Origin of the sequence: Sutcliffiella horikoshii, from assembly GCF_044809035.1 — a bacterium.
In the GTDB taxonomy this organism is placed as follows: domain Bacteria; phylum Bacillota; class Bacilli; order Bacillales; family Bacillaceae_I; genus Sutcliffiella_A; species Sutcliffiella_A horikoshii_G.
Genome location: NZ_CP085237.1, coordinates 2,261,652 through 2,278,688 on the forward strand (window position 1 = coordinate 2,261,652; position 17,037 = coordinate 2,278,688).

The window sequence follows — 17,037 nt, forward strand, 5'->3', positions numbered from 1 at the left end:
CAACGTTATATTAACACCAACAAACAAATAGTGTCAATATATTCTAAAAATTTAAATAAATTTGTTATTCTACAATAAATACGCCATTTTCCCTTAAAACCCTTTTTCTTTTTGTAAATAAAAAAAGAAACCTCCGATTGGATAAGAGGTTTCTTGACTCTTATAATAGGACAATTGCCTTTTGAAGACGTTCTTTTGCTTCCTTTACCATTTCCTCGAATAGTTCGCATACACTTGGAATGGTTTTAATGATACTTGATATTTGACCGCCGTTTATGAAACCTTGCTCAAGCTCCCCCTCGACTGCACCTTTAATATGGTGATCCTCAGTAGTCAATAAATTAAACTCCTCAAGCGTAATTCCTTCCTGCTCTTTTTGAAGAAGCAGATCAGCATATGGTGTGCGAAGAACCCTTCTTACCCTTCCGACAGATCTGCCCACAATGACAGTTCCCAGATCGTCAGCCGCCAAGATGGAGTTCTTATAATGACTGTGAAAAGGTGCTTCTTTTGTAGCAATAAGCCTTGTCCCCATTTGCACTCCAGAGGCACCAAGGGCGATAGCTGCAGCAAGGCCTTTTCCATCCCCGATCCCCCCAGCTGCAACAACAGGTATGGACACAGCCTCTACCACTTGTGGAATTAATGTCATAGTGGTTGTTTCCAGGTTAGAATTAATACCGGCAGCTTCATATCCTTCTGCCACAATAATATCCGCGCCAGCACCTTCCGCTTTCTTTGCCTGTTTAGGTGAAGCAACCACACAAATGACGGTTATGCCATTTTCTTTTAGCTTTGGAATGTAAGGAGCGGGGTTTCCTGCCGAAAGGGAAACAACCGGTACATGGTGCTTCATAATGAGTTTCAGAATTTCTTTTGTATAGGGAGAGACTGACAAAGCAACATTCATTGCAAAAGGTTTTTCCGTGAACTCCTTGGTTTTTTTGATGATATCTTCCACTTGTTCCGGCTCCATCGTTCCTGCCCCTATTGTACCAAGGCCTCCTGCATTGGAAACGGCTGCAGTTAATGGTGCGTTACTAATATTGCCCATTCCGCCTTGGATAATTGGAACATTTATTTTAAGAATCTGTTGTAGTTTATTCATCAATTATTTCACCCCTCGTAAAAATAATGTTATACTAATTTTAATATTTAGACAATAATATTTAGGGAGTGAGTGATGAATGATTTATCCTTTTGGTGGAAAAAAACCTCAACTTCATGATTCAGTATTTGTAGCACCGGGTGCTCGAATTATCGGTGACGTTACGATTGGGGAAGAATCGACTGTTTGGTTCAACGCAGTTTTACGCGGCGATGAAGGACCAATAAGAATCGGGAAAAGATGCAGCGTCCAGGATAATGTAACTGCACACTTGTATGAAGGTTTTCCGTTAGTGGTTGAGGATGAGGTAACAGTCGGGCATACAGCTATTTTGCATGGCTGTACGGTTAGAAAACGGTGCATCATAGGCATGGGTTCTACCATTTTGGATGGAGCGGATATTGGCGAGGAAAGTATCATAGGTGCCAATACATTAATTCCTTCTGGTAAAAAGATTCCTCCTCGTTCATTGGTTGTAGGTTCCCCTGGTAAAGTTATTCGTGAATTAACAGACAGGGATTTGGAGCTGATACAGCTATCCATTGATACATATGTGCAAAAGGGGAAGGATTATCAGAGGGAATTGGGCGATTAAAGGTTGAAATGAGGGCCGGGCTGTTATATGACGCTCGGTTTTTTGTTTGTTTGAGATTCTACAACTTTGGAGGGAGCTTCTACAATTGGTTTGTTAGGTTCTACCGTTTTGGAGCCACCTTCTACCTTAAAATCCGAACCTTGTACACTTTTGGACAGACCTTCTACCCTTCAACAAAAATCGACACAAACAATATCCATTATAATAATATTATGTAAACCATCTAACTTCCACAAGAAAAAAAGCACTTCCACCAACTCATAGTGGAAATGCCCCCATCACTCCATAATATATGGATGATTCATCACATCATACTTCTTATCCTTCAATTCCAGCTCGTTTCCATCCTCAAATACTCCTTCAAAAAACCGGGAAGCAGGCTCTGCAAGCTCTTTGTAATATTCACTAAACAAAGAAGCTGCATGACTGCCTAGCCACATATCCGGTAAAAGCTCTTCTGGCAGTCCCGGATCCACGAACAAAAACTTTCTGTATTCATGTACAAGCTTGGTCCGCTCCACGAAACATTCAGCATCTGTCATTTGACCTTTTCCAATCTTATTCTTATCGATGATATATTTCTGGCTATACTCTTGGATAAATTGTTGGTACCTTCCATTTATCTCATTCAGATCCCAACTTTTCATGACAAGTCGTTCATTTTCAAAAGGCCCATGATATTCAGAAATGAAAAAGTCTACATACTCTTCTATTTCGTATTTGGCAATAAGGTCTTGTACTTGTTTTTCCAACGAGTTAGGCGAAATCCAACAACTGTTTGATAACGTCCCAAATCCGCTCCAGACCAGCTCTTTCCGAAGTTCATCCCGGACGCTTCTGATTTCTTCTGGTATGGTATACATGAGCATGCGCCATTTTCCATCCCAGCTATCCGTTTTCAGCTTGAAAATACGTTTCGCCGCTTCATCTATTCTTTTCACGCCGCGGTCTGTTAAAAAATAATAACTTTTGTTACCCTTTTTCTCCGCTTGTACCCACCCCTGCTTATTCATACGCGATATTGCTGCGCGAACGGCTTGATCATTATGGCCAAATTCATTTAACAATTTGATTAAGCTGCCGATCCAAATTTTATTCCCATAATGCCTGACATAGTCACCGTATAATGTAAAAATCATTGATCTTGTATTCATTTCCTGCATCCTCTTTCTACCAAATAGGATAAATCGCTATATTACAGTAATTCATTTTAACAGAGTAACGCGTCATAGAAAAGACGGAACGGAAAACTTATCCAAGCATCCTCCAAAAAACCATACCAAAGAATCATAGAACTTCAAGCTCTATGATTCTTGTGGTCTCTCAACTATCGTAGCAATCCCTTGACCTACCCCTACACACATTGTCGCAAGGCCGAATCGCACGTCCCGCTTGTTCATTTCATGCACAAGCGTAGTAAGTATCCTTGCCCCGCTGGCACCAAGAGGATGTCCAAACGCAATCGCGCCACCGTTTACATTCACTCTGCTAGGATCTAGTTCTAATTGGCGCATACATTCTAGCGATTGGGAGGCAAATGCTTCATTTAACTCAACAAGGTCTATATCTCCAATAGACAGACCTGCCCTTCCTAGTGCTTTCCTGGTGGCATAAATCGGCCCAATTCCCATGATGGAGGGAGTAAGTCCTGCTGATGCAGACGTGACATACCTCGCTAACGGCCTTAAACCAAGCTCCTTCGCTTTTTCTGAACTCATCAGTAGCAGTGCCGAAGCGCCGTCATTTACACCGGACGCGTTGCCTGCAGTGATGGTGGTTCCTTCGCCAAAAATAGGCTTAAGGTTGCTTAGTTTTTCAAAAGTTGTGTCAGGTCGAGGGTGCTCGTCACAGTCGACAATTGTTTCCCTGCCTTTTCTATCGACAATAGTGACTGGTACCATTTCTTCTTTAAAGCGGCCCGACTCCATTGCCTTTTTAGCTTTTTGCTGGCTTTCATAGGCAAATACGTCCTGATCTTCACGGGAAACGGAAAACTCTTTAGCCACGTTTTCTGCTGTTTGCGGCATCGTATCGACTCCGTACATCTTTTCAAGTTTTCTATTAGTAAATCTCCAGCCGATGGTTGTATCCATGAGTTCCATGTTTCCTCTAGGATAGTCCATTTCTGGCTTTGCCATGACAAATGGAGCCCTTGTCATGCTCTCGGTCCCGCCGGCTATGAATATGTCGCCTTCCCCCACCATGATGGCCCGAGCCGCATAATTTACCGCATCAAGACCCGATCCGCATAAACGGTTGATAGTAGTGCCTGCTACCTCTACCGGTAGACCTGCCAATAATGCACTCATCCGTGCAACATTGCGGTTATCTTCCCCTGACTGATTGGCATTGCCGAACACGACTTCTTCGATTTCATTTACCGGCACATTCGGGTTTCTTTCTACAAGGGCTTTAATTACGATCGCCCCAAGGTCATCCGGGCGAACGTCCTTTAAAGCACCTTTGTACCTTCCAATTGGTGTTCGGCAAGCATCTACAATTACAACTTCCTTCATAATGGGCACCTCTCTCGTTGTTTATTGGTAGTCATAGACTCCTTTTCCACTTTTCCTGCCTAGTCTTCCGGCTTTCACATACTTTTCAAGCAAAGGTGCCGGGCGATACTTTTCGCCTAACTTTTCATGAAGATACTTCAGGTTATTCAGACGTGTATCCAATCCCACCAAGTCTCCAAGTTCGAATGGCCCCATCGGATAATTAAGTCCCAGTTTGATCGCTTTATCGATTTCTTCAGGTGTACCCACACCTTCTTGCAACATATAAAAAGCCTCATTCCCGACAAGGGCACTGATTCTGCTTGTCACAAATCCAGGAAATTCATTTACTACAACCGTTTCTTTCCCCATTTTTTCTGCTGCATGACGGATAAATTCTGCCGTTTCATCGCTTGTTTCCAAACCACGGACAATTTCCACAAGTTTCATTTTATGTACAGGATTGAAGAAGTGCATCGCGATCACTTTTTCAGGTCTTGATGTGAAGCTCCCTATTTCAGTAGGACTCATGGTAGAGGTATTGGAAGCAAAATAGCAATGTGAAGGTGCAAACTTGTCTATTTTTTCGTAGACAGTTTTTTTAATTTCCATGTTTTCAGGTACCGCTTCTATAATAAGATTTGCCTCGATAACGGCATCTTCAAGTTTGGTAGAATAATATAAACTATCTCTTAATTCCCCTGCTACGTGCTCTGTTATTTTTCCTCTTTCCAACCCTTTTGTGATGATGGTTTCTATTTCGTTTCTAGCACCTTCAAGTTGTTCGTCCTTTACGTCTATTAGTGTTGTATGGTACCCGCCTAACGCACTTACATAGGCAATTCCACGACCCATAACTCCTGAACCGATGACCACTACTTTTTCCATATAGACTCTCCTCCTTCATCATGCTGTAAAAAAAGCAAAGAGGACCAAGCCCCTTTGCTCCAAGTTTGAAGATTATTCTTTTTACACACCAAACGGATTAAGCGGACGGTTTCCAAAATAGGAAATGATACTCTTCGTTTCTGTGTAAAGATCAAGTGTTTCAATGCATAGCTCACGTCCAAAGCCGGATTGCTTGTATCCTCCAAACGGCGTTCCAGGGAATGCGGAGAATGGGCAGTTGACCATCACGATTCCAGCTTGAATTTGTTTTGCAACACGGGTTGCACGGCCGTGGTCTTTTGTCCAGATAGCTGAACCTAGTCCATATTCGCTGTCATTCGCAAGTTTAACCGCTTCTTTCTCATCGCTAAATGGCATAACAACTACCACAGGTCCAAAAATCTCCTCTTTAACGACTTTCATTTCGTGTGTAACTCCTGTGATGATGGTTGGCTCATACCAGAAACCATTTTCATAGCCTTCCACTTTAGCCACTTTACCACCTAAAACGATGTTTGCTCCTTCTTCTTTTGCAGATTGGACATACCCGTCAATTACATCTAACTGACCTTGGTTGATGATGGCACCAATATGTGTTTCTTTTGCAAAAGGATCACCAAGGGAAAGCTTTTTCGCTTTTTCTACGAATTTCTCCATAAACGCATCATAGATATTTTCGTGGACATACAAACGGGAACGAGCTTCACAAGATTGACCTGTGTTATAGAAAATTCCAAACAAAGATCCGTCCACTGCAGCATCAATGTCTGCATCTTCAAATACTAGATTAGGGGACTTGCCGCCAAGTTCCAATGTTACTCGTTTAAGAGTCTGGGAAGCTTTCTCCATGATATCTTTACCGATTGGAGTTGAGCCAGTGAATGCTACTTTGTCTACTTGAGGGTGTTCAACCAAGTAGTTTCCAACTTCAGATCCGGCGCCTGGGATGATGTTGACAACTCCCTCAGGAACTCCTGCTTCTACGCATATTTCACCTAACACGATGGCAGTCAGCGGAGTTAGGGTTGCTGGTTTCACGACAACGGAGCAGCCTACTGCGATTGCCGGGGCAATTTTCCATGCTGCCATCATTAAAGGATAGTTCCATGGGATGATTTGCGCACAAACGCCTACCGGTTCTTTTTCCGTGAAGTTGTGGAATTGTCCTGGAACGTTGTTAACAGATCCACGGTGTCCAACAATTGCTCCTGCATAGAACTCAAAGTCTTCGATAGCCTGCATGACTTGACCTTGTGCAGCTGATAGGGACTTACCTGTATCCAAAATCTCTAACTCTACCAGCTCATTGAAACGGGATCGCATGATAGAAGCAATTTTATTTAATGTTCTTGCACGTTTGTTTAACGGGAATAGCTTCCACTTTCCTTTATCAAATGCTTGACGCGCGGCTTGAACCGCTTTTTCCGCATCCTCTTTAGAAGCTTTCGTGATCGTTGCAACTGCTTCTCCTGTTGCAGGGTTGTAAGTCGTAAACGTCTCTCCTGTGGAACTATCCATGCGTTGACCTGCGATAATAAGTTGATAAGTGTCTCGTTTCATATCAAGTTGTTCCATTTTTTGCTCTTTAACTGTAGACATACTCTCATCTCCTTTAAGATTTTATTATTTTCCTTTAAATGCCGGTTTTCTTTTTTCTATAAAAGAAGTTACCCCTTCTTTGTGGTCTTCTGATAGACCCGCAATTCGCTGACCATATGCTTCCTGTTCCAAATATTCCTCATATGACATATTCCAACTCGCTTGTATGGAACGCTTAATGAGTCCTATTGCTTGAGTAGGCATGTTTGCAAGTTTGTTTGCAAAAGCTGCCACTTCTTCGTTCCAACTGTCTACTGTGACCACTTTGGTGACAAGTCCGAGTTCTTTTGCTTGTTCTACCTTAATCTTTTCTCCTAAAATAGCTAACTCCAATGCTTTTGCAGTTCCTACTAACTTAGGGAGAAAATACAGATTCCCAGAATCAGGAATTAAACCGACATGAATAAATGCCTGCACAAAGCTTGCTTTTTCTGAGGCAATACGAAAATCACATGCTAAGGCGAGACTGAAACCTGCACCGGCAGCAACTCCATTTATCGCAGCTATGACAGGTTTTTCACATCGGGACAACTGTTTCATCATCGGACCATATCTTGTACGCAAGACATGCCCGTGATCCATATTTTCATCCACTTCTGCAAGGTCCTGGCCAGAGGAAAACGCCCTGCCTTCTCCAGTAATGACAATGGACCGAACGCTTTCATCCGAACTTGCCTGCTTTAATGCCTTCGTGATCTCTTTATTCATTTGCTCTGTAAACGCATTCAATTTATCCGGCCGGTTCATGATGACCCATGCAACCTGGTTCACTACTTCATATTTAATGGTTTCAAACATTGCGGCTCCCCCTATTCCCCTTCAAATTTAGGCTTCCGCTTTTCCTTGAATGCACGCATGCCTTCTTTTTGATCTTTGGATGCAAACAAGAGATAAAAATTCTTTCGCTCATATTGCATTCCTTCATATATCGAATAGTCCACAGCCTTATGGACAGACTCTTTTATCAGTCGAAGGGAAAGAGGTGGTTGTTTAGCTATTTTCTTTGCAAAATTCATCGTTTCTTCCATTAATAGTTCTCTAGGGATAGCCCGGTTGATCACTCCATAGTGCAAAGCTTCCTTTGCGCTCATTCTATCCCCGGTGAGGAGCCACTCCATGGCCTTTGATTTCCCCATTAATTTCGTCAACCTCTGTGTTCCCCCGGCTCCAGGCATAACCCCCAGGCTGATTTCCGGAAATCCAAATTCAGCATCATGTGATGCAAATAAGATGTCACAGCAAAGCGCTAGTTCAAAGCCTCCTCCAAGGGCAAACCCTTGAATTGCTCCTATAATTGGTTTTTTCACCCAAGCAAGGCGATCCCATTCAGTGAATTGATTTAGCAGTTCCAGTTCAATGGCTGTCGCTTCTGCCATTTCATCAATATCCGCTCCAGCTGCAAACGCGCGACCATTCCCCGTAAGTACCATGACTTTCACTTCATCGTTACGATCAAACTCTTCTAAAACCGTTACAATTTCTGTAACCATCGGCCTGTTGATTGCGTTTAACACTTTTGGCCTATTGAGTTTGACGATACCTATTGAGCTCTCAATGGAAACTTCAATAAATTCGTACGTTTTACTCATTCACTTCTTCACCAATCATCAAGGTAACAAGATTGCCGGCGAAGCTCATAAGATCCTTTCCAGATGCTTTCGCTTCATCCGTTCTCATCGCTTGCTTTAAAGCGTCATGGTTTTCATAGTACATTTCACACATCAAATAGTACTTGCCTTCTCCACCCATTGGGCTGCCTACTACTTTCGTTACTTCCATTTTGCGTAGGCCAGGAATTTTTGCAGTGATAGGTGCATGCGTGTCGAAATAATGCTGATCGAAAGCTTCCTTGTTTTCCGGGTGTTTGTAAAGCGCGATTAATTTTACCATTCTAAATCTCTCCTTTTATGAGCTCTCAATAAACCGCTGGGGTTTTATCAGGCCAGTTATTTATGTAATTGCCTGACAGAGTTTTCTCTGTTAGGCATTGGTACTTACATCATGGTGGAAACAGGTTTCATTGCTTCAAAAGGGTTTTTACAACCTTTGCAATAGAGAATGCTCCTACAGGCGGTGGGGCCAAAGATGTTATCTAATGTTGTATAAGTCGATCCGCAATAAGGACAATCCACATGCCATTCTCCGGAAGCATCTATTATAGGTGGAGGTGCAATTCCAAATTCTTTCAAGTGACTTCTGCCTTGTGCAGTAATGCGGTCAGAAGTCCAGGGAGGCTGATAAATGAATTGAACATTTACCTTTTGAAATTCTTTTAAATTATCAATCTCGTTTTCTACATTCTTTTTTATGATATCAAGGGCTGGACACCCCATGAATGTAGGCAGCATCTGTATGGTCACTTCCTGATTGTTTACATCAATTGCTTCCACCATTCCGAGATCCACCACGCTGACGGAATCTATTTCAGGATCTTTTACATGGTGCAGGGCATCCCAAACCTTCATTATAATTGCTTCTTCCTGCATGATGTCATCATTCCTTTTTGTTAGGCTAAAAGGTGATTTGTCTTACCATACTGCAGCTGGATTGCTACTATAGACTTCGCCAAGCGTCAAAAGGGCGTCTTCCAAATCTTTGGTATGTTCACCTTGTCTGCCATTGCCACTTTTCATTCCCATTTTATCTGGAAAAGTCAATCCCACTTTTTCAAACATAGTTGTCATCTCTTCAGTAAAGCGACGGCGAATATCTTCCTCTGAATCTATTAGTTGGAGCTGTGTAATTTGAACAGCACTTGGCCCCAAGGAAAGTACACCATCAAATTCTTCTACAACTCTATCAATGGCTGCTTTCATCCTGGTCTTAGCATCACCATTTGCTGTACACAACTGTCTGAACCATGTTCTCCAGTGCAACAAGTGATAATAAAGTTCCATATTCACTTTTACTGCTACATGTTTCAGAGGTTCATAGGAGGAGTTTTTCAATGCCTCCACTTTAATTTTCTTGGCCTGTGTGTAAAAATAATGCCTTACGACTGTATATGCCCAATCATATTTAGGTTCAGTGAGATAGGTCCCGGAACCATTTACTTTTTCCAAAAGAACCGCGTTCACTCTATCTGCGGCTGTTCTTCCATGTGCAAGTGCATCCATGTCCCCTTCGCCGAGATCCTCAAGCAATTGGTAGTACATGGCGGCATGCCCCATCGTATCTTGGTTTATGGAAGAAAATGCAACATCCTCTTCAATATGCGGCGCAAGGCCCAGCCATTCCGATCCCCTGTAGGCAATGATAAAATCGTCGTCGGCCAGTTGATATAATAACGCTGTTAGGGCCTTGTAATAGGATGCATCTCTTTTGGCTTCTTCTATCGTTGCTATATTCATCCTTTTTTCTTCCCTCCCCAAGACATGATTTCCTGCTCATCAAGCATCCCCTGTTCATAGTGACGCCATTTTTTCTTCAAATATCCATAGCCTTTCGTGTTTCGGTAGTCCTTGTTGTCAATTCTCTGCAAAGATTGACGTTCTTCTTGAGACATTTTTCGGATATCGCCTCGTTGCACCACCCAAATATCCACGGCAGGCTCACGTCTCATGAAGTTTTCTTGTGCCATGACAAGCGCAATCTCTTCGTTGGGAGCAAGTAGACTGAACTGATATTGCATTGGAGCCGTATGGGTTCTCTTACTAAACACTTCAAATTCTTTATAAAAGCCTTTTGTACTCAATTCCTTAGCTCCTCCCCTCACCCTGCTGATGTTTCGGAGCTTAACGCTTCGCGAACCCATGCATTATTTTCATGTGCTATTATTCTTAATCTCAGGCGATCCTGTGATTTAGGACCTTTATTTCTGATAATATCTTTAAAGTTGTTCCAATTCGGTTGTTTGTAGATCCATTTTTCTTCTTTTTCATCATAATGCATCGTTTCATCCGGCAATGTTAGGCCAAGCGATAACACTCTCGGAATGTATTTGGTGAAAAAGTCTTGGCGAAGTTCTTCATTGCTTTTGGTGCGGATATTATATTTCATCGTAATATCTTGCTTTGAAGTACCAGTGGTTGAGGCATCTGCCGGTCCAAAGAACATTAACAAAGCTTCCCACCAGCGATTAATGGAATCCTGTATCATATTTCTTTGTTCTTCTGTTCCTTCTGCAAGTGCCATAATAATAGCTTCGCCGTGTTGAGCATGAAAAACTTCTTCTGCACATATCCTCTTTAGCGCTCTCGCATAAGGTCCATAGGATGCATCTAGCATATTCGTCTGCGATATGATGGCAGCCCCGTCAACAAGCCAGCCGATAAGACCTGCATCGCCCCATGTTGGTGCTTCCATATGAAAAACATTATGAAACTTTAAATCTCCTGAAAATAAATCTTGCATTATTTCTTCACGGGATTTTCCGTAAGGTTCCATCAAATCTTCCGCAACTCGCAACAGCAGCTGTCCATGGCCCATTTCATCTTGAACTTTAGCCATGATCCCAAGCTTTCTTTTTAGAGTAGGAGCTTTTGGTACCCATTCCTTTTCTGGAAGCGCTCCCATTATTTCGCTGATTGCATGCATCGAGATCAGTTTAATTAATGTTTTACGATATTCTTCCGGCATCCAATCGTCTGCTTCAATCTTTTCCCCAGCCTGGATACGCTGCATAAAATGCTCATGTTTCTCTTCTTCCGTCAAGCGGTCAAACGATAATGAGTTGGTCATTTTCGCCGCCTCCTATTTCTATAACGTTTATTTAACGTCATTATAATATAATGTTATACGTTTTTCAACACAGAAAGTTCTGAACTTTTTAAGCGTGAGAAAACCTTGTGTCGACAATACGTACCGCTTTCCCTTCAGAACGTGGGATTGTTCGCGGTTCTACAACAATTGCTTTCACATTAATCAAGCATTTGGACTTCAAATCATATTCCACCTTTTGTGCGATGATTTTCATCTCTTCCTTCCTTTTTTGTATGTCTGTTTGCAAAAAAACATCCTCTTGCATTTCTACGTGTACTTCAACAGTATCTAAGCTTTGATCACGCGAAACGAAAAGTTGATAATGTGGTGCTAAATCTTTAATTTGCAACAATGTATGTTCAATCTCAGAAGGAAAGATATTTACCCCTCGAATAATTAACATATCATCTACTCTTCCTTTGACTCTCGACATTTTCGTTGTCGTCCGTCCGCAAACACATTTCTCTCGTTTTATAGAAGCTATATCACCGGTTCTGTACCGAATGATTGGCATCGCTTGCTTTGTAAGACTCGTAAATACAAGCTCTCCTACTTCCCCCTCTGGTAATAATTCCAGAGTTTTAGGATTAATCACTTCTACATAAAAATGATCTTCCGCAACATGCAGACCATCCTGCGCCTCGTGACATTCCATTGCCACACCAGGACCAATCACTTCACTTAATCCGTATATATCGCACGCTTTGATTGCTAATTTATTTTCCAAAGTTCTTCTCATCTCTTCCGACCAAGGCTCTGCTCCAAAAATTCCGTACTGTAAAGAAGTCTCTTTTGGATTAATACCTAGATCTATCATCCTGTCAGCAATGTTCAGCACATAGGAAGGTGTCCCGCAAATGACAGTTGGCTGGAAATCTTGAATTAATTGGATTTGCCTATCTGTGTTCCCGCCAGAAACCGGAACTGTAATCATCCCAAGCTTTTCACTACCATAATGAAGTCCGAGTCCTCCTGTGAAAAGGCCGTACCCATAAGCATTATGAAGGATATCTCCTTTCTTTCCTCCCGCCATTGAAATGGCACGCGCTGCAATTTCACTCCACATATTGATATCTTCTTGTGAGTAGGCAACAACTGTAGGCTTCCCGCTGGTTCCAGACGAGGCATGAAGCCTTGTTATTTGATTACGCGGGATAGCAAATAATCCGAATGGATAGTTTTCGCGCAGATCTCTTTTAGTGGTAAAAGGTAGTTTTTGAATATCGTGGGGTGTTTGAATATCAGAAGGTGTGATAGTTAAGTTAGTTATCTTTTGTCTGTAAAAAGGAACATGTTGAAAGACTTTCTGTACTGTGTCTCTCAGCCTGGAGGATTGAAGGAGTTGCATCTCTGATGAAGATAGGGTTTCAGAATCATGTAAGATCATCGATATTTCCCCTTTCACTTTTTTAATATAACGAATTTATTCCGACATCATACATTATGTAATATTGTTCAACATCATTAAAATAACCTTGAAGGGAAGAAATGTCAACTGATAATTCTGAAGATTCTATTTTCTAAACTAAGAAGCAGAGGCGGCTTTTAGCTCCTCTGCTTTTTCTTGGTTATTTTTTGTTCCATTGCATTAATGATCTTTTCAATAGGTTCTTTGCCGTAATAGGTTACATGATAGATGATATGGTCTTTTCTCGAGAAAATTGAATTGTCTAATACGTAAAGTTCATCAAACGCTGTAGCATTATAAAGTGCAGCATCTCCACTTTTTAATTCCTTTTCTTGATCTATTAAATCTTGCAACAGGCTTTTGGCTATAACCTCGTTCAGGACAACATATTGACGCGAGGTCAATGAAGGACGATAAGGTCCACTTTGATCTTCCCATTTCTCTCCTTCTACCTCCACAAGTTGATTAAGTTCGTACTGCTCAGGCACAAGGATGCTAGATTTTACAGAGAAGTAATTGTCACGATTACTATTTCTTTCATAAAAATGGGGCTCAAGGTTGGTGCTATCGGTAAAATCTTTCATCTGTATGACAGGTATTTCCTCATCTGGAATAGGCGGGTAACTATTTGCCAAAGTTATACCGCCTGCTTTACTAAGTTCATAAATAAAAACGACTCCCAAAAAAGTAAGCACGCATATTCCTATTACCTTATTTAGCAAATATTTTTTTCGAAAGTCAGTAACAGGTTGGATTCTTTTGTTGGATTGGAGCATTTTTATTAGCTTATTTAAATGGATTAGTCCATTTAAAATCAACAAATTTATACCGATGAAAATAAAAATCTGAATGATAGGAAACAAGAACTCATCATTTAGATAATTTCTAACAGGATTTAATGTAAGCATGAATACGGCCAAAGCGACACCTATCAACGAAATTAAAAAAATAACATATGCTCTAAACTTTAGTGCTCTTTTTAGTAGGTTAATGGTTTCTGTTTGGTTGATTGGATCTGTATGTATTTCATTTTCCGGGCATTCAGCATTGTGCTGAAAGAAATGCAGGTGGTCTCTTGAAGCAACATATCTCCAGCCGGCTAGTTCATATTGTCGCAGTCGTTCAGGAATATGACTGATTGGTTCTTTGAAAATACCTGTTTTATATGTAATTGTTTGAGGTGCTGCTTTCTTAAAGTGAGCCGTCAACTTGGTCATCTTTGTAAGTTCCCAGCCTTTTGCGGCCATATCAGAGAGCCATGCTTCCTGTTCGGATACCTGCCATAAGTCCAACCATAAGATCTTTTTCTTAGTATTCAAGCTCTAGTCACCCTTCCCCAACCGATCTTCTCTCTAACCTTAATACTATATTAGAACGATTTGGGGGTAAAGGGAATATTTTCAAGAAAAAGATTAGTGTGCGATGAAGACCTTCTTTATTCTCGTCACTTAGGTCTTCATCACGACCATGAGGACTTCTCTCCTACTTCTTTCTCGTCACTCAGGTCTTCATACCTAACATGAGAACCTCTCTCTTCCTTTTTTCTGGTCAATCAGGTCTTCATATGACCATGAGAACCTCTCTTCTCCTTTTTCCTCGTCACTGAGGGCTTCATCACGACGATGAGGACTTCGCTCCTCCTTTTTTCTCGTCACTGACGTCTTCATACCTAACATGAGGACTTCCCCTCCTCCTTTTTACTCGTCACCGAGGTCTTCATCACGACGATGAAGAGCTAATATGAGCACTTTTTCAAAGTTCAATTATAATCTCCTAACCAATAAAAAAATCAGGAGACCTCATCTCCTGATTCTACTTACACTTTATACGTCCAGAATGTTTCTCGGTATAACCAATCCTCTATTTCTGGTGCATTTTCCTTCAACTGCTTTTCCATCAGCTCCACCCATCCGCTCGTTTGGGATTTGTGTGCTTTGATGGCTTTCAGCTTTTCTTCTGCAACAGAACGAATATCGATTGTCACATCAGGTTCACCAATCAACTCCACGCTATTTTTCAAGATTGCTTTCCCATAAACAGTCGGTCTGACCTTTTCAGGGAGCCTTCTCACTGCAATAGCCACCGCGTTGCTCATTGCATCATGATCAGGATGAACGCCGTGTTCCGGATAGAACGTAAGTACTAGACTAGGGTTCAACTCTACCAACGCTTCGTGAACAATGTCTCCAAGGTATTCTTCATCTTCAAACTCCAGTGTTTTATCATGAAGGCCAAGCATGCGCAAGTCTTCAATTCCCATCACTTTACACGCATCCAATAATTCTTTTCTTCGAACCTCCGGAAGTGTCTCACGGTTCGCAAACAGCGGGTTCCCAAGATTTCTACCCATTTGTCCGAGCGTGCCGCACAAATAGGTTACAGGAACACCACTTTGGGTAAAGAGTTTGATGGTTCCCGATGAACTAAATGCTTCATCATCTGGATGGGGGAATACTACCAATACGTGTCTTTCTGCTTCCATTATTCTCTCTCCCTTCACTTAAAATGGCTCCTGGCTAATTTGCAAGGCGACTGCAAGTTTTCCTTCAGGATTTAGGCCTGCTAATAGCAGACGATCTTTATCATCCACTTCATAATGTGTGACACCTTCTGCATAGACCCAGCCATGTTTGAGCTTTAATCCAATTCGGTATGGTCCATTTCCAACTATTTTAGCCCGCTCAAATTTCAATGGAACATTTCGTATGAATGCCCCCACTGCAAGACCAGTATTGTGGTGGCCGGCATAGGCTCCGTTCGTCGTCTCCAAATGTACGAATACTTCCACATCTATCTGTTTGTCTAATTCGGCTTGCACATGTTTTTGGTCAATAATCTTCATTCTGTTCCTCCAAAGGTATGTACAGATTTTATTTCTTCCTTCAGTTTAATATATGAAGCAAGGGAAAGAAAATGGTTTGCTCATTTATTAACACGAAAACGGAGTGAAGATTATCTCACTCCGCTTTTTTCAGATGGAATCATACCACTTTTTTGACGCTTGGACTTCTGAGTGTGTTAATTGATGTCCTTGATATTCCCAGTGTACTTCGACGTTCGATCCTGCATCTTCTAGTAGCTTGCTTAGCTCTTCGGTTTCAGAGGCAGGACAAATCGGATCATTTTTTCCAGCACCAATAAATACAGGAGTTTCGCTTAATTCTGGTAGTTCGACTCCTCTTCTTGGAACCATTGGATGATATAAAACAGCAGCTTTAAGCGTGTTTTTATAATGAAAAAGCATGCTGCCGGCAATGTTTGCACCATTGGAATAGCCAACCGCGATGACATTGTTCCGATCAAATTCATACTTCACCGCTGCTTCATCTAAAAATTCATGGAGTTCTTTCGTACGAAAAATTAAGTCCTCTTCGTCAAACACTCCTTCTGACAAGCGTCTAAAAAAACGCGGCATGCCATTTTCGGAAACATTTCCTCTTACACTTAGAACAGAAGCTTCGGGATCAATCATTTCTGCCAATGGAAGTAGGTCCTGTTCGGTCCCTCCTGTTCCATGTAATAAAAGTAAAAGTCGTTTGTTGGAACCTTTTTTAAATATATGTTTCATGATTACTCACTCCTCACTAACTAATATCTTGAATTCGAGATTAATTTAGTATAGTAAAAAAAATGGTGAACGTCAAACAATTGGTTCTAACATATTTCATTTAAAGAGAATAGTCTAAAGTAAGAAAAGTCTTAATGGAGGAGTTCAATATGCTACCTTGGAACAAGATGTTTCCATTTCCAAAGGATTACATGAAACAGGATATATTTAAGCAAACAGATGTGGAAAACTGGATGTCTAAAGCCACGCAAGGGAAATTGCCGCCAAACCCGCAGACACTTGGTTCCACAGACTTTTTTGCACAGTCATTCGATCTTTTGAGATCTGCCCAAGCAAAAAAGAACAAAAAGAAGAGAAACGAGTTTAAGGCAAAAGTATTTGAAACCCATGAAGAAGTATTTGTCCGTTTTGCGGTTGCATCTGAAGAGCAATTATCTCAAATCAAAACTACACATAATACGACCACATTATTTATTGATAATTTCCCCTCTCCTGGGGATAAACAGACTATTCCTTTACCATGCATCGTTAAAGGGGCTAGTTCCAGGGCTAAATATCAAGATGGCATTGTAGAAATACGTCTTTCAAAAGAAACAGCTGTGCCAGTAACTAAAGTTCCGATAGAAATTATAAAAAGAAAATCCAAAAAATAGAGGCAGACTCTCCACAGGAATC

At 41.4% G+C, this 17,037-nt stretch carries 20 protein-coding genes; 2 read left to right on the top strand and 18 right to left on the bottom strand.

The features are described from left to right. Positions 1-160: 160 nt before the first annotated feature. On the bottom strand, positions 161-1,108 hold the full coding sequence (locus LG307_RS11725) for an NAD(P)H-dependent flavin oxidoreductase (RefSeq protein ID WP_404450441.1): 948 nt from the start codon (positions 1,106-1,108) through the stop codon (positions 161-163). A gap of 79 nt (positions 1,109-1,187) precedes the next feature. Here LG307_RS11725 and LG307_RS11730 point away from each other — a divergent pair, with 79 nt between their 5' ends. Then, a complete protein-coding gene (locus tag LG307_RS11730; RefSeq protein ID WP_404441992.1) occupies positions 1,188-1,703 on the top strand; it encodes a gamma carbonic anhydrase family protein in 516 nt (171 codons plus the stop codon). Between the two features lie 278 nt (positions 1,704-1,981). Here the strand turns inward: LG307_RS11730 and paaX are convergent, their stop codons facing one another. From paaX to LG307_RS11815, 17 genes are all read right to left on the bottom strand, one after another. Further along, positions 1,982-2,857 (bottom strand): phenylacetic acid degradation operon negative regulatory protein PaaX, encoded by an 876-nt coding sequence (gene paaX / locus LG307_RS11735; RefSeq protein ID WP_404441994.1) that lies wholly within the window; start codon positions 2,855-2,857, stop codon positions 1,982-1,984. Between the two features lie 150 nt (positions 2,858-3,007). Beyond that, positions 3,008-4,219, bottom strand: a complete 1,212-nt coding sequence (locus tag LG307_RS11740; RefSeq protein ID WP_404441996.1) for a thiolase family protein — start codon at positions 4,217-4,219, stop codon at positions 3,008-3,010. Positions 4,220-4,240: 21 nt separating this feature from the next. Next, the gene (locus LG307_RS11745; RefSeq protein ID WP_404441998.1) at positions 4,241-5,086 is read right to left on the bottom strand and encodes a 3-hydroxyacyl-CoA dehydrogenase; all 846 of its coding nucleotides are present in this window, start codon (positions 5,084-5,086) and stop codon (positions 4,241-4,243) included. Between the two features lie 81 nt (positions 5,087-5,167). Further along, entirely contained in the window at positions 5,168-6,685 is a 1,518-nt protein-coding gene (locus LG307_RS11750; protein ID WP_404441999.1) for an aldehyde dehydrogenase family protein, read from the bottom strand. A gap of 24 nt (positions 6,686-6,709) precedes the next feature. Continuing rightward, positions 6,710-7,483 carry an enoyl-CoA hydratase-related protein gene (locus LG307_RS11755; protein WP_404442001.1) on the bottom strand — a complete coding sequence of 258 codons (774 nt, stop codon included), beginning with the start codon at positions 7,481-7,483 and terminating at the stop codon, positions 6,710-6,712. Positions 7,484-7,494: 11 nt separating this feature from the next. Then, on the bottom strand, positions 7,495-8,274 hold the full coding sequence (locus tag LG307_RS11760; protein ID WP_404442003.1) for an enoyl-CoA hydratase/isomerase family protein: 780 nt from the start codon (positions 8,272-8,274) through the stop codon (positions 7,495-7,497). Beyond that, the gene (locus LG307_RS11765; protein WP_404442004.1) at positions 8,267-8,575 is read right to left on the bottom strand and encodes an EthD family reductase; all 309 of its coding nucleotides are present in this window, start codon (positions 8,573-8,575) and stop codon (positions 8,267-8,269) included. The genes LG307_RS11760 and LG307_RS11765 overlap by 8 nt, the downstream gene beginning before the upstream one ends. 104 nt (positions 8,576-8,679) lie before the next feature. Continuing rightward, a complete protein-coding gene (gene paaD / locus LG307_RS11770; RefSeq protein ID WP_404442006.1) occupies positions 8,680-9,171 on the bottom strand; it encodes a 1,2-phenylacetyl-CoA epoxidase subunit PaaD in 492 nt (163 codons plus the stop codon). A 42-nt stretch (positions 9,172-9,213) separates the two neighbouring features. Then, a complete protein-coding gene (gene paaC, locus LG307_RS11775; RefSeq protein WP_404442008.1) occupies positions 9,214-10,035 on the bottom strand; it encodes a 1,2-phenylacetyl-CoA epoxidase subunit PaaC in 822 nt (273 codons plus the stop codon). Further along, positions 10,032-10,379, bottom strand: coding sequence for a 1,2-phenylacetyl-CoA epoxidase subunit PaaB (paaB, locus tag LG307_RS11780; protein WP_226681611.1), 348 nt, complete (start codon positions 10,377-10,379; stop codon positions 10,032-10,034). Before paaB ends, paaC begins: the two co-directional genes overlap by 4 nt. 17 nt (positions 10,380-10,396) lie before the next feature. Further along, positions 10,397-11,365: a 1,2-phenylacetyl-CoA epoxidase subunit PaaA gene (paaA, locus tag LG307_RS11785; RefSeq protein ID WP_063560822.1), complete on the bottom strand. Its 969-nt coding sequence runs from the start codon at positions 11,363-11,365 to the stop codon at positions 10,397-10,399. Positions 11,366-11,453: 88 nt separating this feature from the next. Continuing rightward, on the bottom strand, positions 11,454-12,773 hold the full coding sequence (locus LG307_RS11790) for a phenylacetate--CoA ligase family protein (protein WP_404442011.1): 1,320 nt from the start codon (positions 12,771-12,773) through the stop codon (positions 11,454-11,456). 158 nt (positions 12,774-12,931) lie between these two features. Beyond that, entirely contained in the window at positions 12,932-14,113 is a 1,182-nt protein-coding gene (locus tag LG307_RS11795) for a DUF2812 domain-containing protein (protein ID WP_404442013.1), read from the bottom strand. Between the two features lie 195 nt (positions 14,114-14,308). Continuing rightward, the gene (locus tag LG307_RS11800) at positions 14,309-14,470 is read right to left on the bottom strand and encodes a hypothetical protein (protein WP_404442014.1); all 162 of its coding nucleotides are present in this window, start codon (positions 14,468-14,470) and stop codon (positions 14,309-14,311) included. Positions 14,471-14,610: 140 nt separating this feature from the next. Then, on the bottom strand, positions 14,611-15,276 hold the full coding sequence (gene bshB2 / locus LG307_RS11805) for a bacillithiol biosynthesis deacetylase BshB2 (RefSeq protein ID WP_404442017.1): 666 nt from the start codon (positions 15,274-15,276) through the stop codon (positions 14,611-14,613). An 18-nt stretch (positions 15,277-15,294) separates the two neighbouring features. Next, a complete protein-coding gene (locus LG307_RS11810; RefSeq protein WP_404442020.1) occupies positions 15,295-15,636 on the bottom strand; it encodes a YojF family protein in 342 nt (113 codons plus the stop codon). Positions 15,637-15,765: 129 nt separating this feature from the next. Next, positions 15,766-16,362 (bottom strand): alpha/beta hydrolase, encoded by a 597-nt coding sequence (locus tag LG307_RS11815; protein ID WP_404442021.1) that lies wholly within the window; start codon positions 16,360-16,362, stop codon positions 15,766-15,768. Positions 16,363-16,511: 149 nt separating this feature from the next. On the opposite strand from LG307_RS11815, the gene LG307_RS11820 reads away from it, so the two are divergent. Further along, positions 16,512-17,015, top strand: a complete 504-nt coding sequence (locus tag LG307_RS11820) for a hypothetical protein (RefSeq protein WP_404442024.1) — start codon at positions 16,512-16,514, stop codon at positions 17,013-17,015. Positions 17,016-17,037 lie beyond the last annotated feature (22 nt).

Bases quoted from the DNA above. Each gene is read 5' to 3' on its own strand.
- LG307_RS11760 (WP_404442003.1), bottom strand. From the start codon at position 8,274: ATGAGTAAAACGTACGAATTTATTGAAGTTTCCATTGAGAGCTCAATA.
- LG307_RS11820 (WP_404442024.1), top strand. From the start codon at position 16,512: ATGCTACCTTGGAACAAGATGTTTCCATTTCCAAAGGATTACATGAAA.
- LG307_RS11815 (WP_404442021.1), bottom strand. From the start codon at position 16,362: ATGAAACATATATTTAAAAAAGGTTCCAACAAACGACTTTTACTTTTA.
- LG307_RS11755 (WP_404442001.1), bottom strand. From the start codon at position 7,483: ATGTTTGAAACCATTAAATATGAAGTAGTGAACCAGGTTGCATGGGTC.
- bshB2 (WP_404442017.1), bottom strand. From the start codon at position 15,276: ATGGAAGCAGAAAGACACGTATTGGTAGTATTCCCCCATCCAGATGAT.
- paaA (WP_063560822.1), bottom strand. From the start codon at position 11,365: ATGACCAACTCATTATCGTTTGACCGCTTGACGGAAGAAGAGAAACAT.
- LG307_RS11750 (WP_404441999.1), bottom strand. From the start codon at position 6,685: ATGTCTACAGTTAAAGAGCAAAAAATGGAACAACTTGATATGAAACGA.
- LG307_RS11745 (WP_404441998.1), bottom strand. From the start codon at position 5,086: ATGGAAAAAGTAGTGGTCATCGGTTCAGGAGTTATGGGTCGTGGAATT.
- LG307_RS11765 (WP_404442004.1), bottom strand. From the start codon at position 8,575: ATGGTAAAATTAATCGCGCTTTACAAACACCCGGAAAACAAGGAAGCT.
- LG307_RS11810 (WP_404442020.1), bottom strand. From the start codon at position 15,636: ATGAAGATTATTGACCAAAAACATGTGCAAGCCGAATTAGACAAACAG.
- LG307_RS11800 (WP_404442014.1), bottom strand. From the start codon at position 14,470: ATGTTAGGTATGAAGACGTCAGTGACGAGAAAAAAGGAGGAGCGAAGT.
- LG307_RS11740 (WP_404441996.1), bottom strand. From the start codon at position 4,219: ATGAAGGAAGTTGTAATTGTAGATGCTTGCCGAACACCAATTGGAAGG.
- paaC (WP_404442008.1), bottom strand. From the start codon at position 10,035: ATGAATATAGCAACGATAGAAGAAGCCAAAAGAGATGCATCCTATTAC.
- LG307_RS11790 (WP_404442011.1), bottom strand. From the start codon at position 12,773: ATGATCTTACATGATTCTGAAACCCTATCTTCATCAGAGATGCAACTC.
- paaD (WP_404442006.1), bottom strand. From the start codon at position 9,171: ATGCAGGAAGAAGCAATTATAATGAAGGTTTGGGATGCCCTGCACCAT.
- LG307_RS11730 (WP_404441992.1), top strand. From the start codon at position 1,188: ATGATTTATCCTTTTGGTGGAAAAAAACCTCAACTTCATGATTCAGTA.
- LG307_RS11725 (WP_404450441.1), bottom strand. From the start codon at position 1,108: ATGAATAAACTACAACAGATTCTTAAAATAAATGTTCCAATTATCCAA.
- paaX (WP_404441994.1), bottom strand. From the start codon at position 2,857: ATGAATACAAGATCAATGATTTTTACATTATACGGTGACTATGTCAGG.